This is a genomic window from Nodularia harveyana UHCC-0300, assembly GCF_034931085.1.
In the GTDB taxonomy this organism is placed as follows: Bacteria; Cyanobacteriota; Cyanobacteriia; order Cyanobacteriales; family Nostocaceae; genus Nodularia; species Nodularia harveyana.
In genome coordinates, this window is sequence record NZ_JAYGHG010000043.1 from 22,997 (window position 1) to 36,211 (window position 13,215).

The following is a 13,215-nucleotide window of genomic DNA, read 5'->3' on the forward strand; positions in this document are numbered from 1 at the left end:
CAATCGCAGTTCAATAGTTTAATGATTTCGACTAGGTGCAGATTTACCAAGATAAATATTCTTATCCCCTGGATAAATATTAATCCAATTTAGCTGTATTAAACGATTTCTCAAATTTGAGATCGTAACACCTAAATCCTCTTGCATTGCATAAAGGTGATGCCATTTAGTTAAATCACGTTCATCCGCCATTTGTTCTAAGATGTAACGAGGCATTAACAAGTAACTAGCAAAACGTTGAGCTTGCCATTCCATCTTTTGTAATTGACCATCAACAGCACGACATAAAAACGGTTGCATATCAATTTCATAACCCTGCTGAATTCTTTCTTCAAACTGTCCAGCTGCCTTTTGGTCAATGTGGAGTTCCCAGTGTCCCAGTTCATGTGCTACTGTTGATTCTTCAAACCCTTTGGGAAGTTCTAAAATATCTTCATTAATTTCAATCAAATGCTCTAGTGGGAGTATCCTAGCTGCTATTTTTCCGTCAGAATCAGGTGGTATTTTATCCCAGAGAACATCCAAACCAAGAAATTCAGCTACACGAGTTGCATCCAAAGGCCATTTAGGCAAAAATTTTGGCGTTTCCTGCATTCGTTTAAGAATCTCATTCGCCCTATATTCAATTTCTTGGTCAGGAATATAGCGATAAGCCTTGATGACACTCAACCTTGTTTCTCCTCATTATCTGGTTGTGTAGCTTCTAGAAAAACTTTCTTAGCAAAATCAGGATTCTCCTGCATACGACGAAATAGAGCAGGCATTGTCTTGTAATGTTGCTTAATAAAATCCTCGTTACCCTGGGGAACACGACCAGACAAAAAGATTAACTGCTCTTCGTTTAAATCTAGGTTTTGAGCTAGAGAACGAATAACATCCTCTTTAGGAGGATAGTCAGCACGATTATTTTCCAACTTAGAAAGATATGTGAAATCTAGCTCTATTAGTTTTGCAAGTTCACGTTGACTAAATCCCTTATCTTTACGGGCTTGACGGATAAGCTGACCAAAACTCTGATTCACTGTTTTTTCCTACTTAACTAAACATCATACTGATACTTGACGAAAAAATCAACTAGAGTTAGTGTGGTGTTGACGAAAAAATCAATACTGATCAAAAGGGCATAAATAATGGTGTGGCGACCGTATGTAAGTTTTAATATTTGGACACAGTTTGAATCGCCTGTTGGTCAAGAACATTGGCACTGTGACATGAAGCGAGGTTTTGCCAGAGCTAGAAAAAAAGAGCTATTGGTAAAAGCACTTTTGCAGAAAAACACCATGCCTCAAGATATTGGGTTGCTAGCACAGAGGGGAATTTATGAATTTCATCAGGATATCAAATTGTTATCTCAATCAAATGGTTTTAAAGAAGTAGCAGAGAAGCTGGAATTAAACCAAAAACCTTTAGAAGTGCAGCAAAGAGTTATTCAAATTCTGAAAAAATACCAAGAAAATCCAATTCTGCTTAACAAAACTTTAATTACACTGAGTAGTGGGGATGAAGGGATTCCAGAGCCGATTTTGATTAAACAAGGTAATTATTATTACAATTTGTTTGCCGCTATTGACTGCATTTGTGTGGAATCAGATGATAGGATACACATTTTAGATTTCAAAACAGGCACATCTAATTTTGATAGACGGCAAGCATTTGTTTACTTATTAGCTGCTAGTTATCTCTATCCTCAACGAAAAGCAGTTGCGTCATTTTATAACTTAGAAACTGGTAATTGCTCTGAGTTAATAACTGCTACAGATAGTCAACTTAAGGCAATTCAGGATAAGTTAGCACAAATAGCAAAAGCACATAACAAAGAATTATCTTTTTACAAACAAAATCCATCTCAATTCGCCGATATATTTCCGCCAAATCCAGGTAATACTTGCCGTAATTGCCAATTCGCTTCAATTTGTCAGTTTTCACCAGTTGAGGTTGCTGCATGAATGTTCTTGCTATGTCTACGGAAATCTATGATTTTTCAGAAGTTTTACCAATAAAAACTACTGAACTCCAGTTAATGTGTTTTCGACTAACACCTGAAATTGACAAGAAAGATGGCAACCGATTGAGCTATCATTTTAGTCGAAAATTACCAGGAACTGTGATCATCTGGCAAAAACCCTATTTTTGGGTGTTAGCTGCACATAATAGACAATTACCAAGCAAAGAAGAATTACAACAAGTATTAAGTAATATTCAAAAGGAAGTAGAAGATTTTCGTGAATGTCTATTTGGTTTTCAATCAGTACGTCAGCCACAAACTACACCTCTTATTGTATCTCTCTTAGCGATTCAGGTACTCAATAAAACTAAATTTGAATATCCAGCAGTATACTCTGACAATGGCGTTATAGTTAAACGAAAGCCAGATTATTGGACAGAAACTATTGAATTAGATGGAAATTCAATTCCAGCTATCACCTTTACTGTTTCCAGCAGTATAATTTGTCGAGATAATCTAGCAGAATTTTATGAAAAAAGTTCTTTAAAACAAAAACCAGAACAACTGTTATTTGGTTTGAAAGTTCAAGAAATTGAAAGAGGTAGTACAGGAACAATTGTTGGGATTATAGGAACTGTAGCAGAATATAGAGATAAACTTTTAGAAAAAGCTACGGGTTCAATCAGTAAACAAGCATTAAGAGATGCACCTGATGAGCAGCCTGTCGTTAGTGTGCAATTTGGGAAAGATACAAAGCAATTTCACTATCCTATGGCGGCTTTACGTCCATGCGTGACATCGGAAACCGCAAATCAATTTGATGTTGATTACGGCAAAATACTCAAAGCTACTAAAATTCCTCATAAAGATCGAACAAATATTATACTTGCGTATAAACAATTAGCAGAAAATGCTTTAAAGGCTTATGGAATTAAACTAGAGCGTAGTCTTAATAGTATTGAATATTCAAGCTTATTTTGGAAAAGTAAAGAACCCCTTACCGAAACTAAATTATTATTTGGTAATGGATTTATAGGTAAAAGAGGGAAAATTTTAAATGGATTACAACAAGGTGGCGTTTATCGTCGTCATGCTGATTACGAAGATAAATCAAAAGTAATTAAGATTGCAGCCCTAAAGCTTTGTGATTGCAAGGTAGATCCTTTTATAAAACTACTTCAGGAACGTCTAAAACTCTATGGCTTTCAAAGTGAAGTTATTACTAAAAACCATTTAATTTTAAATGAATTAACCAAAACTGAAGCCAGAGCAAAAGTTGAAAAAGCTGTCAATGAATTAGTGGAAATTCCCCATGACATTGTTTTAGGTTTTTTACCTAAGAGTGACCGTCATAGTGATTATACAGATGAGGGAAGTTTCTATCATCAAATATACTCTTTATTACTTCGTCGTCAAATTGCTAGTCAGATGATTTACGAAGATACATTGGCTAGTCCATCAAAATATCAATATATTTTGAATCAGGTAGTTCCAGGTATTCTAGCCAAATTAGGAAATTTACCTTTTATTTTGGCTGAACCTCTGGAAATTGCAGATTATTTTGTAGGCTTGGATATTTCCAGGATTTCAAAAAAGAGGCAAGCAGGAACAAGAAATGCGTGTGCTAGTATCCGTCTTTATGGGAAACAAGGAGAGTTTGTTCATTATCGACTAGAAGATGATCTTATTGATGGTGAAGCAATACCACCAAAACTATTAGAAAGATTATTACCTGCTGCTGAACTGGAGAATAAAAAGGTTTTAATTTACCGTGATGGTTCTTTTGTGGGTAAAGAAGCCGATTATTTAGTAGATCGAGCTAAAGCGATTAACTCTGAATTTATCTTAGTAGAGTGTAGAAAATCTGGTGTACCCCGACTCTATAATTTGATGAAAACTGAAATCGAGAAAAAAGTTATAGCACCTCCACAAGGATTAGCACTGCGGTTATCATCTAGGGAAGCAGTTTTAGTAACAACTAAAGTGCCTGATGATATAGGTTTAGCTCGTCCCATACGCTTAACGATTCATGAAAAAGGACACCAAGTTTCCATTGAAAGTGTTTTAGAAACAACTCTAAAACTCATCCTATTACATCATGGAGCCTTGAAAGAGCCTCGTTTACCTATGCCATTATATGGTTCTGACCGTATGGCTTATCTGCGTTTGCAAGGTATTCGCCCTAGTTTATTAGAAGGTGAGAAGCAGTTTTGGCTATAGGAGTAATTCCAATGTTTAATTGAACCTTCACCGCGTAAGCATCTAGCCTTGTTCAAAGTCTCCTCATATTCCTGATTCTCCTGCTAACAATAAGACTTCAATATACAACTTTTCACGAATCCAGAAGCCATTGGTAATCAAATCATTTAATATCGGTCGTACTTCTAGCACAAACCCTTGTTGTTTAGCAGCCAGCAAAATGCCTAATAATCCAGTCACTCGCAAACCAATTTTAACTGCCTCATTTCTGCCTCTTCGTTCATCAATAATCAGTCTATCAGCTTTTAACTCGACAGCAAGGGCGATAGCTTCAGCTTCACCTGGATCTAAGTTGAGTTTTAGAGACTGAAGCAAATCCAAATTTGTCACAGGTAAAATGTGAATCCAATCTACAGATTGAACCGCAAGTGTACCAGGGTCGGTGAAACCAGAATCGAGAATTTCTTGATAAACCCTTGGTGGAATAATAATTTTGCCATAGAGTTGCTGCAACAAAGCTAACTGCTTAATAGCAGCTAGGTTACTAATTGGTAAAGTGTTACAAACAATAATCATCGCCAATTATTGGCTTCCAAACTCTTCACGTCCTCCCTAAGTTCGGCTATATCATAGTGGAGAGGAATTTGACGATTAGCAAGTAATCGCTGAAATTGCAGTTGATTCATCCGCGCAAAATTACTCGCCTGTCCCAAGGTAAAACGCTCTTGTTGAAAAAGCATAACTGCAATTTCTTTCAGCAATTCAGTGTCAGACATTTGGATTGTCTGCAATATATCGTCTGAAATCACAATGCTCATAGTTTCATTGCCTAATTAACGCCTCTAAATTCAGCATACATCAAGGCTATAAAGGCGAAGTGTTTCACTGCAAACAACGAATTATTCTCTTCTTTTACTCTCTGCGCCTCTGCGCCTCTGCGTGAAACAAATCTTCCGATTCATTGTAAACAACGAATGGCTATCAATAATCCTCGCGCCTTATTCAAAGTCTCCTCATATTCCTTTTCCGGTTCAGAATCAGCCACCAAACCTGCACCAGCTTGGACAGTTACAGTATTATTTTGCAATACCATTGTGCGAATTGCGATCGCACTATTCAATTGTCCCTCAAAATCATAATAACCATAGACACCAGAATAAACACCCCGGCGACTCGGTTCCAACTCATTGATAATTTCCATCGCCCGAATTTTAGGCGCACCACTCACAGTCCCCGCAGGGAAACAAGCCTTGAGTAAATCCCAAGCCGTTTTATTTGGTGCTAACTTACCCACCACATTACTCACAATGTGCATCACATGGGAATAACGCTCAACTATCATTAATTCATCAACTTTGACACTACCACTTTCACAAACCCGCCCCAAATCATTCCGCCCTAAATCAACCAACATCACGTGTTCAGCAGTTTCTTTGGGGTCTTGGAGTAAATCCTCTGCAAAGGCTTCATCCTCTTTGGTAGTTTTACCCCGTGGACGTGTTCCCGCAATGGGGCGGACTGTGGCTAATACCCCACCATTGCTATCCCGTTCGGCTTTGACCATGACTTCGGGACTGGAACCGATAATTTGCCAATCTTGGAAGTTAAAGAAAGCCATGTAAGGTGAAGGATTTATCTGGCGCAGGGAACGATAAAGCGCAAAGGGGTCGCCTGTGTATTCTGTGGATAATTGTTGAGAAATTACTACTTGGAAAATATCGCCAGCTTTGATGTATTCTTTGGCTTTTTCGACACTGGCGCAAAATTCTGGGCGGGTGAAGTTGCTGGTATATTCTTCTAGTCCCCCGATATTCTGCGTTCCTGGGGGAGTCCATTCTAAAATGGTTTTTTGTGGCGAAACTGGGAGAGATAATTTACACAGCATCTGGGTGACGTGATCGCACGCTTGTGCATAAGCCTGTTGTAAATCTACATCCGGGTTACGTAAATCTGCGTAGGCGATCGCCCAAATTTTCCGTTTTACTTGGTCAAAAATCAACAGGTGGTCTACCTGCATCCATAATCCATCCGGGATATTACGCTGATCTGGTGGATGAATTGGCACACGTGGCTCAATCCAGCGAATTAATTCATAGCCCCAAAAGCCAAATAACCCGCCAATTCCTGGCGGTAGTTGGGGTAAGGTGACTGGTTTAAAAGATTCCAGACATTCCGCCAAAGCTGTAAACGGGTCTCCTGTAAACACAACCTGGGAACCATCTCGATGTGTTTGAGTGGTAGTTTCACCCCTGGCGGACAAAATCCACAGGGGGTTGCAACCCAGTAAGCTATATCGTCCGATGTTTTCCCCGCCTTCCACTGATTCCAGCAAAAAACTATAAGGCTGACCAGCACAAACTTTATACCAAGCCGAGACAGGCGTATCTAGGTCTGCTACCCATTCTTGATACACCGGGACAAAATTACCTTGTTTAGCTAGCTGAGAAAAATCAGAGAAATTGGGGAATATCATAGATGAATTTCGGGAATGAGAATCGGGGATGAGGTAGGGATTAGGGATTGAGTCTTAGGTATCCAGAAGACTCTTTCCCAGTCCCCAGTCAGTAGGGTGGGTTAGACGGCGATCAATGATTTTTTAGATCAACCTTTGTTTCCGTCGTCACCCACCGCAACATACTCAGTCCCCAATACCTAGTTTTTAAGCGTCGTGGGTAGCTTTACCACTGAACTTGAGTTTGGCGGGACTGGGATTTTCCCCAATGCTGCGAGGTACATGACGGACTTTTTCGCGTCCTGCATTGACTTTTTCTGGGAAGACACCATCAGCTGGATGAATGCAAGTGGTTTCTCCAGAAGGTAAAATCCGGTAAATTTTGTAGTCTGTGATTTTGAACTTCCGCAGTTGAGCGCCCAAGGCGATACCATATTCCTTGCGGGCTATGTATAACAGGTTTTCGCCTTTAAGCATAGTGGCTGCGCCACCTGTAGGGATTTCAAAAACTTGCTCTTTGGGGCTAGTCCAAGTAATCGCATACTTTTCTTCTTCTTTCGCTTTGGTTAGCAAGCCGCCTGTGCTACCACCAAACAGAGGTGTTTGTCCAGAAAGTTTTTCAGCCATAAAGGTATTATCTCTCTCAACGTTTTTAGGGCATCGTAACACTGCCAACCTGATCTTATGGCGATCGCGTCATAGACTGTAACAGTTTTTGGTGATTTGGGACTGGGGATTGGTGATTGGGGACTAGGAGGAAAAATCTTCTTCCCCCCTGCTCCCTGCTCCCTGCTCCCCTACCTCTTTCTCCCTGCACCCTGCACCCTGCCCCCCTGCTTCTTCTCCTCTTCGCTTATCTGAGCGATGGGGATAGTGAAATGAAACTGGCTACCTTGGTCTTTACCATTGGATTCGGCCCAAATTTCTCCACCCCAGCTATTGACAATTTGGCGACTAATTGCCAGACCCAAACCAGTCCCACCAGTAGTCCGTCTGAGCGCTCCTTCTTCTTGATAGAAACGGTCAAAGACAATTTCCAGTCGTTTCGGTTCGATTCCCCGTCCGGTATCAGCTACTGTCACCTGCACCATTTGATTTTTATTTTGGATGGCTGTAATGGTGATTGTGCCTTCAGGCGGTGTAAATTTACAAGCGTTATCCATCAGTTTGGCGATCACCTCTACCAGCCAATCACCGTCAGCTCTCACTAAAGGCAGATTTTCAGTAATCTCAGTTTTAATCTGGGGAGGTTTCTCCATTGCCGAACGGGTGCGAAGTCGGCTGAGGGCTAAATCTAAGCACTCTTGCAAGGTGAGGGATTCCGGATGCCATTCTACCCGGCCGCTTTCTAGGTTGGAAAGGGTGAGGAAATCTTGTACGAGTTTACGCATTCGCTCTGAGTCCGCAAGTGCAGTACTCAACATTACCTGCTGCAATTCTAAAGGCATATCCGGTTCAGTGGCCAGACTTTCTAGACATACCTGAATTGTGGATAGGGGGGTGCGGAGTTCGTGTCCGGTAATGGCGATTAAATTACTGCGGGTGCGGTCTAGGGCTTCTAATTGCTGATTCAGTTCTTCCAAGTTGGCATAAGCTTCGGCTTGGATTAAAGCTGCACCGATTTGAGTGGCGATCGCCTTTACTAAGTCTACCTCTCCCCCTTGCCACTGATGTGGGGGAAGACTGCAATCATGTAATTCTACAATGCCTAACAACCGTCCTTGAAATAATACTGGTTCCATTAACCAAGAACGAATGGCAAATTTTTGGGCAATTGAGGTTAATTTAGCGGAATTTGTCACACGGGTATCACTCAGGGTATCAGCGACACAAACCCCCTCGCTCTTTTCGACTACTTCTTGAAATAAAGGATTTTCGCCTAACTGCCAAGTTTGACCACAAATCGGTAAAACATCAGGAACCAAAAACTCATGTTTAATATCGGCCTGCTTATCTGTCCCTTGGGCGCGGTAAATTAAACAACGACTAGCCCCTAAGTGTTCTCCTAGTTCTTGTGCCGCCACCTGTAGTACTTCATGGGGGTCAAGCGATCGCCGAATTGCCGTACTAATAGAATTAACTAAACGTTCTTTTCGTGCCTGGGCAGTGATTGAACGATAGGCCTTATGCAACTTATACTGACTAGCTTGCAGATAAGTTACCAAGCGCTGCACAAAGGGGTCAGTATCAATATCACAAGCAAATTCAGCAATTTGTGCTGCTGGCAAATCCTTCCTAATTTCCCCGATTCCAAATCTCTGACGCGCCCCTTGAATTTTTTCTGCCAAATCCGGTCTGTAAACCAAAGTTCGCTCTAATAGCAAATCAGCTGCTTTCAGGCTAACGCTCCTTTCTGATGTCCAAATCCCCTCAAACCTCCGAGCCGTATCCATATCTAAACCAGGGGTGAACTCTGGTAGCTGCTGGTTTTTAGTAATAGAACCCAGGGACTCTCGACATACTAAGCAAGTCGCATAATTATCTGCAATTACCACCAAATGCCATTCTTGACTTAAGGCATCTTCCGGGTCAAAGGCTACCTTTTCATAATATTTTGAACTGTTGACAAATTCCGTTTCCGGTGCAGATAAAACGTATATTTGATTACTACGCAGAGCTAAACGCTGATAGCGGTGAGCTTCTTGGCGATAGTATCGCTCTCGTTGGAAGCTAGCAATTATCAAAGGCTGCTCTAAAGTTGCAGCCAAAACCTGATCTTCCATCGCATGGGAGAGGGCTGTTAGTGAAGCCTTGAAGTATAGCTGGGGTCGCAGGTAGGGTATCGACTGTAGCAGATCACTCAGCACGGAAGACGAGATGCTCATGAATATCGTTAAAGAAAAGCCCAATCAGAAAAAAAGATTCAGTTCATAGCTGCATTGTACAAATTACCACAGACTCTCAATTGCAGCAGACAGTTAGAATATGTAAAGAATCTTGAACAACACTTTTCACAAGTTACAGCGTTGGCATCCAAGACCACACCAACAAAAATACTATATTTATTGGTCGTAACCTCCCACATAGGCATTTTTCTTACATTTGTCTTGAATACTTATTGTAAGTTTTTTTGCGACCTTGACTGGCATTCTGAGGTTTAAAACCATAGCCGACTATGCTCAAGATGCATTCAATAAACAGCCATGATATCACCTTGATCTGCAATTTATGCATATAAATTTCACCCTCAATGGCGAACCTGGGAGTTAAACTTGACATTAATTACCCGTTAAATCAATTTAAACTCCATATTTAAATAGCTATGCCATCTAAAATATTGAATTAAAAATTTCAGCATTTTTGGTTAATTTATCCAGATAATCTTAATCCCCATATTTTGAATTTATTTATATATAATTAATATTCTATTGTTGCAACTTCTAAAAAGTATTTTTCATGCCTAAGAATACTTAATTATCGATAAAATACACCTTTCAGCAGAGGTAACTTTAGCATCTTGGCTAAGTATTCTGTTTCCATGAGAATTGAAAACGTTAAGGGGGAGATTAATTAGCTGAAAATCACGTTTTTTCAGCCTTGACTATAAATATAGAAAATATACTCTGGTAAAGATTTATGATTAATTTTCTGTCTACTTCTTACCCAAAAATATGCAAATCTTCACAGGGGTGTCAAAACTGTAAACCTTCAGAGAGAAAGGTTTTCCCCTGTTGCTTTCATACACACATACCTCAAAAAAGGAACTTTGGCTGATGACACCGGATAAACTACAGACCCTAAAAACAATTTCCTTAGATGGCAAAACTTTCACTCCCGCAGAACAATTACCTCTACCAGAATGGCCTTGTGTTGTCAGCGAAAGACCACAACCAACTCTGACGGTGAAAGATGATGATTTATTTTTGGTGACAGATACAATCGGAAACATTACTAGCTGTTCCCTTGAAGATGGTAATCCTAATGTGGGATTATTTTGTGCTGATACCAGATTTCTCAATCGTTTAGAGTTGCAAATTGCCGGGCGATCGCCTATTCTCTTGAGCAGTACAGCTGAAAAAGGCTTTTGCGTTTCTGTATTATGTACTAACCCCAATATTGACCAACACCTCAAAGCTGAAACAGTCGGTATTCGCCGAGAAATTGTCCTAAATGGGGCGCTATTTGAAGAAATTGAAATATCTAATTACAGCACCACAAACATCAGCTTTGAATTGAGTATCAGCTTTGATGCAGATTTTGTCGATTTATTTGAAGTTCGCGGTACAGAGAGAGAACAACGGGGTAAAATCTTACGCTCAGTACAACCAACATCAACAGAATCTTTAAACCTAGCCTATCAAGGTTTAGATGGTTTAGTGATGGAATCTTGTATTCAATTTCAGTATCTTCAACCAGACTACTTTCAGGGTTACACAGCTATTTGGCGGTTAAATTTAGCTTCCCACGAAACCCAAAAGCTGGGTTACAGAGTCAATATGTTGATCAATAATCAGCCAAGTTCCACAGTCAGCGCTGCTTTCACACTAGTACAAGCCAAAGCAGCCGAGGTGATGGAAGAGCAAGAATGGACACAACAAATTACACAGATTAGATCAGATAAAAGCATCTTTAATCGTGTAATTGAGCGAGCTGAACAGGATATGTATTTGTTGCGCCAGTCTTTTGGGAAATATAAGACTGTTTCGGCTGGTGTACCTTGGTTTTCCGCCTTATTTGGGCGGGATTCTCTGATTACAGCTTCCCAAACTCTGATGTTAAATCCCCAAATTGCCAAAGAAACCTTGATGATCCTGGCTTCATATCAAGGCAAAATAGAAGATGATTGGCGGGAAGAAGAACCAGGGAAAATTTTACACGAGTTACGATTTGGAGAAATGGCTCGTTGTCAAGAAATTCCCCATACTCCCTACTACGGAACGGTTGATGCCACTCCTCTCTGGTTGATGTTGTATGCTGAATATTATTCTTGGACTAACGATCAAGAAACCCTTGAGCAACTTTGGCCTAATGCTCTCGCAGCGATGGAATGGATTGACCGTCATCTCCAACAAAGTGGCTATTTGACCTACTACCGTAAATCTAAGCGGGGTTTAGCTAACCAAGGATGGAAAGATTCTGGTGATTGTATTGTCAATCATAAGGGTGAGTTAGCTAATGGCCCCATTGCGTTAAGTGAAGTTCAAGCTTACGTTTATGCAGCCAAAATTAAATTAGCAGAAGTCGCTAAGATGAAAAAGCGCCTAGATTTAGCAGAACGGTGGTTGGATGAGGCTAGACATCTTCAGGTTCGTTTTAATCAAGATTTTTGGCTAAAAGACTTAGATTTCTGCGCTTTGGCTTTAGATGGTGATGGTCAACCAGTGGAAAGTATTACGTCTAATCCTGGTCATTGTCTGAATCTAGGGATTTTTACGCCAGAAAAAGCCTACAGTGTAGCGGAAAGATTAAGAGCGCCAGATATGTTTAATGGCTGGGGTATTCGGACTCTCAGCAGTTTGTCGCCAGCTTATAACCCTATGGGTTATCACATTGGTTCAGTTTGGCCTCATGATAATTCTCTCATTGCTATGGGATTGCGATCGCTCGGTCTGATTGATCAAGCTTTAGAAGTATTTCAAGGTTTGTTTGATATGACCAGCCAGCAACCATATCAACGTCCCCCAGAACTTTTCTGCGGTTACGAACGGAATGGAGACTATAAACCCGTACAGTATCCCGTGGCTTGTAGTCCTCAAGCTTGGGCGACTGGTACTATATTTCAACTGCTGCAAATGGTAGTTAATTTAGTTCCCGACGCGCAAAATAATTGCTTACGAATTATTGATCCGACTTTACCAGAATCAATTAATCGTCTGTCATTACATAATTTAAAGGTTGGCGCTACTATCCTGGATTTGGAGTTCGAGCGTTCTGGTAGTACTACCGCTTGTCGTGTGGTGAAAAAACGGGGTAATCTCCGGGTGGTTATTGAAGCTTAAACAGGGGGTTTTATAGGGGTTTAGTTATAGACCCCTATCTTGATTATCTCACGCAGAGGCGCAGAGGCGCAGAGAGTCAGGATTGAGAGTTTCTTAAGAAGAGTTAGGAGTAGAGCTAGTTTATGGTGACACCAATAATACAACCAGCAACTCAAACTTTATATGACCAAGATTATTATCTGTGGCTGAGGACAACTATCAACCAAATTCGCACGGGACAGTTTTCTGCGGTTGATTTGGATAATTTGTTGGAAGAGTTAGAAGATATGGGTAGACGTGAGAAGCGCATAATTAAGAGTTTATTGATTAAGCTTCTGGAACATCTACTAAAACTCAAGTGTTGGGATGGGGAAAGAGAACGTAATCAAGGACATTGGAAAGGAGAAATCAGGACTTTTCGCAGACAGATAAAAGATGAACTTAAAGATAGTCCTAGTTTAAAACCTTATATTTTAGAAATATTTGATGAATGTTATCAAGAAGCCAGAAAAGAAGCAAGCGATCGCACTCAACTAATTATCGATATATTTCCCGTGATTCCCATTGGTTCCTTAGAGGTTGTTTGAAAAGTCGCTCAGGTTGTAAAAAAGCTCTCTCAGTATACGCTGTGAATAGATAATAAACAGCACCGAGAGAGTAACATGAGTAAAGCATACCCCAGTAATCTGAGCCATGCACAA

At 40.4% G+C, this 13,215-nt stretch carries 11 protein-coding genes; 4 read left to right on the top strand and 7 right to left on the bottom strand.

Features of this window, described 5'->3' with window-relative positions:
- Nucleotides 1–18: 18 nt before the first annotated feature.
- Both VB620_RS19170 and VB620_RS19175 read right to left on the bottom strand, forming a co-directional pair.
- Nucleotides 19–669 (bottom strand): ImmA/IrrE family metallo-endopeptidase, encoded by a 651-nt coding sequence (locus tag VB620_RS19170; protein ID WP_323197747.1) that lies wholly within the window; start codon nucleotides 667–669, stop codon nucleotides 19–21.
- Entirely contained in the window at nucleotides 666–1,022 is a 357-nt protein-coding gene (locus VB620_RS19175; RefSeq protein WP_323197748.1) for a helix-turn-helix domain-containing protein, read from the bottom strand. Before VB620_RS19175 ends, VB620_RS19170 begins: the two co-directional genes overlap by 4 nt.
- A gap of 108 nt (nucleotides 1,023–1,130) precedes the next feature.
- Here VB620_RS19175 and VB620_RS19180 point away from each other — a divergent pair, with 108 nt between their 5' ends.
- Together VB620_RS19180 and VB620_RS19185 are read left to right on the top strand one after the other, a co-directional pair.
- Nucleotides 1,131–1,946 (top strand): PD-(D/E)XK nuclease family protein, encoded by an 816-nt coding sequence (locus VB620_RS19180; protein ID WP_323197749.1) that lies wholly within the window; start codon nucleotides 1,131–1,133, stop codon nucleotides 1,944–1,946.
- Nucleotides 1,943–4,165, top strand: a complete 2,223-nt coding sequence (locus VB620_RS19185; protein WP_323197750.1) for a Piwi domain-containing protein — start codon at nucleotides 1,943–1,945, stop codon at nucleotides 4,163–4,165. The genes VB620_RS19180 and VB620_RS19185 overlap by 4 nt, the downstream gene beginning before the upstream one ends.
- Nucleotides 4,166–4,228: 63 nt before the next feature.
- Here VB620_RS19185 and VB620_RS19190 read toward each other — a convergent pair whose 3' ends face one another.
- The 5 genes from VB620_RS19190 to VB620_RS19210 all read right to left on the bottom strand — a co-directional run bounded on the left by VB620_RS19190 (nucleotide 4,229) and on the right by VB620_RS19210 (nucleotide 9,421).
- Entirely contained in the window at nucleotides 4,229–4,720 is a 492-nt protein-coding gene (locus tag VB620_RS19190) for a DUF3368 domain-containing protein (protein ID WP_323197751.1), read from the bottom strand.
- Nucleotides 4,717–4,962, bottom strand: coding sequence for a UPF0175 family protein (locus tag VB620_RS19195; protein ID WP_323197752.1), 246 nt, complete (start codon nucleotides 4,960–4,962; stop codon nucleotides 4,717–4,719). The genes VB620_RS19190 and VB620_RS19195 overlap by 4 nt, the downstream gene beginning before the upstream one ends.
- 140 nt (nucleotides 4,963–5,102) lie before the next feature.
- Nucleotides 5,103–6,617: an anthranilate synthase component I gene (trpE, locus tag VB620_RS19200; RefSeq protein ID WP_323197753.1), complete on the bottom strand. Its 1,515-nt coding sequence runs from the start codon at nucleotides 6,615–6,617 to the stop codon at nucleotides 5,103–5,105.
- Between the two features lie 186 nt (nucleotides 6,618–6,803).
- Nucleotides 6,804–7,223: a photosystem I reaction center subunit II PsaD gene (locus tag VB620_RS19205; protein ID WP_323197754.1), complete on the bottom strand. Its 420-nt coding sequence runs from the start codon at nucleotides 7,221–7,223 to the stop codon at nucleotides 6,804–6,806.
- Between the two features lie 170 nt (nucleotides 7,224–7,393).
- On the bottom strand, nucleotides 7,394–9,421 hold the full coding sequence (locus VB620_RS19210) for a DICT sensory domain-containing protein (RefSeq protein ID WP_323197755.1): 2,028 nt from the start codon (nucleotides 9,419–9,421) through the stop codon (nucleotides 7,394–7,396).
- An 888-nt stretch (nucleotides 9,422–10,309) separates the two neighbouring features.
- On the opposite strand from VB620_RS19210, the gene VB620_RS19215 reads away from it, so the two are divergent.
- Nucleotides 10,310–12,535, top strand: coding sequence for an amylo-alpha-1,6-glucosidase (locus VB620_RS19215; RefSeq protein ID WP_323197756.1), 2,226 nt, complete (start codon nucleotides 10,310–10,312; stop codon nucleotides 12,533–12,535).
- A gap of 122 nt (nucleotides 12,536–12,657) precedes the next feature.
- The gene (locus VB620_RS19220) at nucleotides 12,658–13,101 is read left to right on the top strand and encodes a DUF29 domain-containing protein (RefSeq protein ID WP_323197757.1); all 444 of its coding nucleotides are present in this window, start codon (nucleotides 12,658–12,660) and stop codon (nucleotides 13,099–13,101) included.
- Nucleotides 13,102–13,215: the final 114 nt, after the last annotated feature.

Excerpts from the sequence above, each read along its gene's own strand:
- VB620_RS19180 (WP_323197749.1), top strand. The coding sequence starts at position 1,131 with ATGGTGTGGCGACCGTATGTAAGTTTTAATATTTGGACACAGTTTGAA.
- VB620_RS19185 (WP_323197750.1), top strand. The coding sequence starts at position 1,943 with ATGAATGTTCTTGCTATGTCTACGGAAATCTATGATTTTTCAGAAGTT.
- VB620_RS19190 (WP_323197751.1), bottom strand. The coding sequence starts at position 4,720 with ATGATTATTGTTTGTAACACTTTACCAATTAGTAACCTAGCTGCTATT.
- VB620_RS19195 (WP_323197752.1), bottom strand. The coding sequence starts at position 4,962 with ATGAGCATTGTGATTTCAGACGATATATTGCAGACAATCCAAATGTCT.
- trpE (WP_323197753.1), bottom strand. The coding sequence starts at position 6,617 with ATGATATTCCCCAATTTCTCTGATTTTTCTCAGCTAGCTAAACAAGGT.
- VB620_RS19205 (WP_323197754.1), bottom strand. The coding sequence starts at position 7,223 with ATGGCTGAAAAACTTTCTGGACAAACACCTCTGTTTGGTGGTAGCACA.
- VB620_RS19210 (WP_323197755.1), bottom strand. The coding sequence starts at position 9,421 with ATGAGCATCTCGTCTTCCGTGCTGAGTGATCTGCTACAGTCGATACCC.
- VB620_RS19215 (WP_323197756.1), top strand. The coding sequence starts at position 10,310 with ATGACACCGGATAAACTACAGACCCTAAAAACAATTTCCTTAGATGGC.
- VB620_RS19220 (WP_323197757.1), top strand. The coding sequence starts at position 12,658 with ATGGTGACACCAATAATACAACCAGCAACTCAAACTTTATATGACCAA.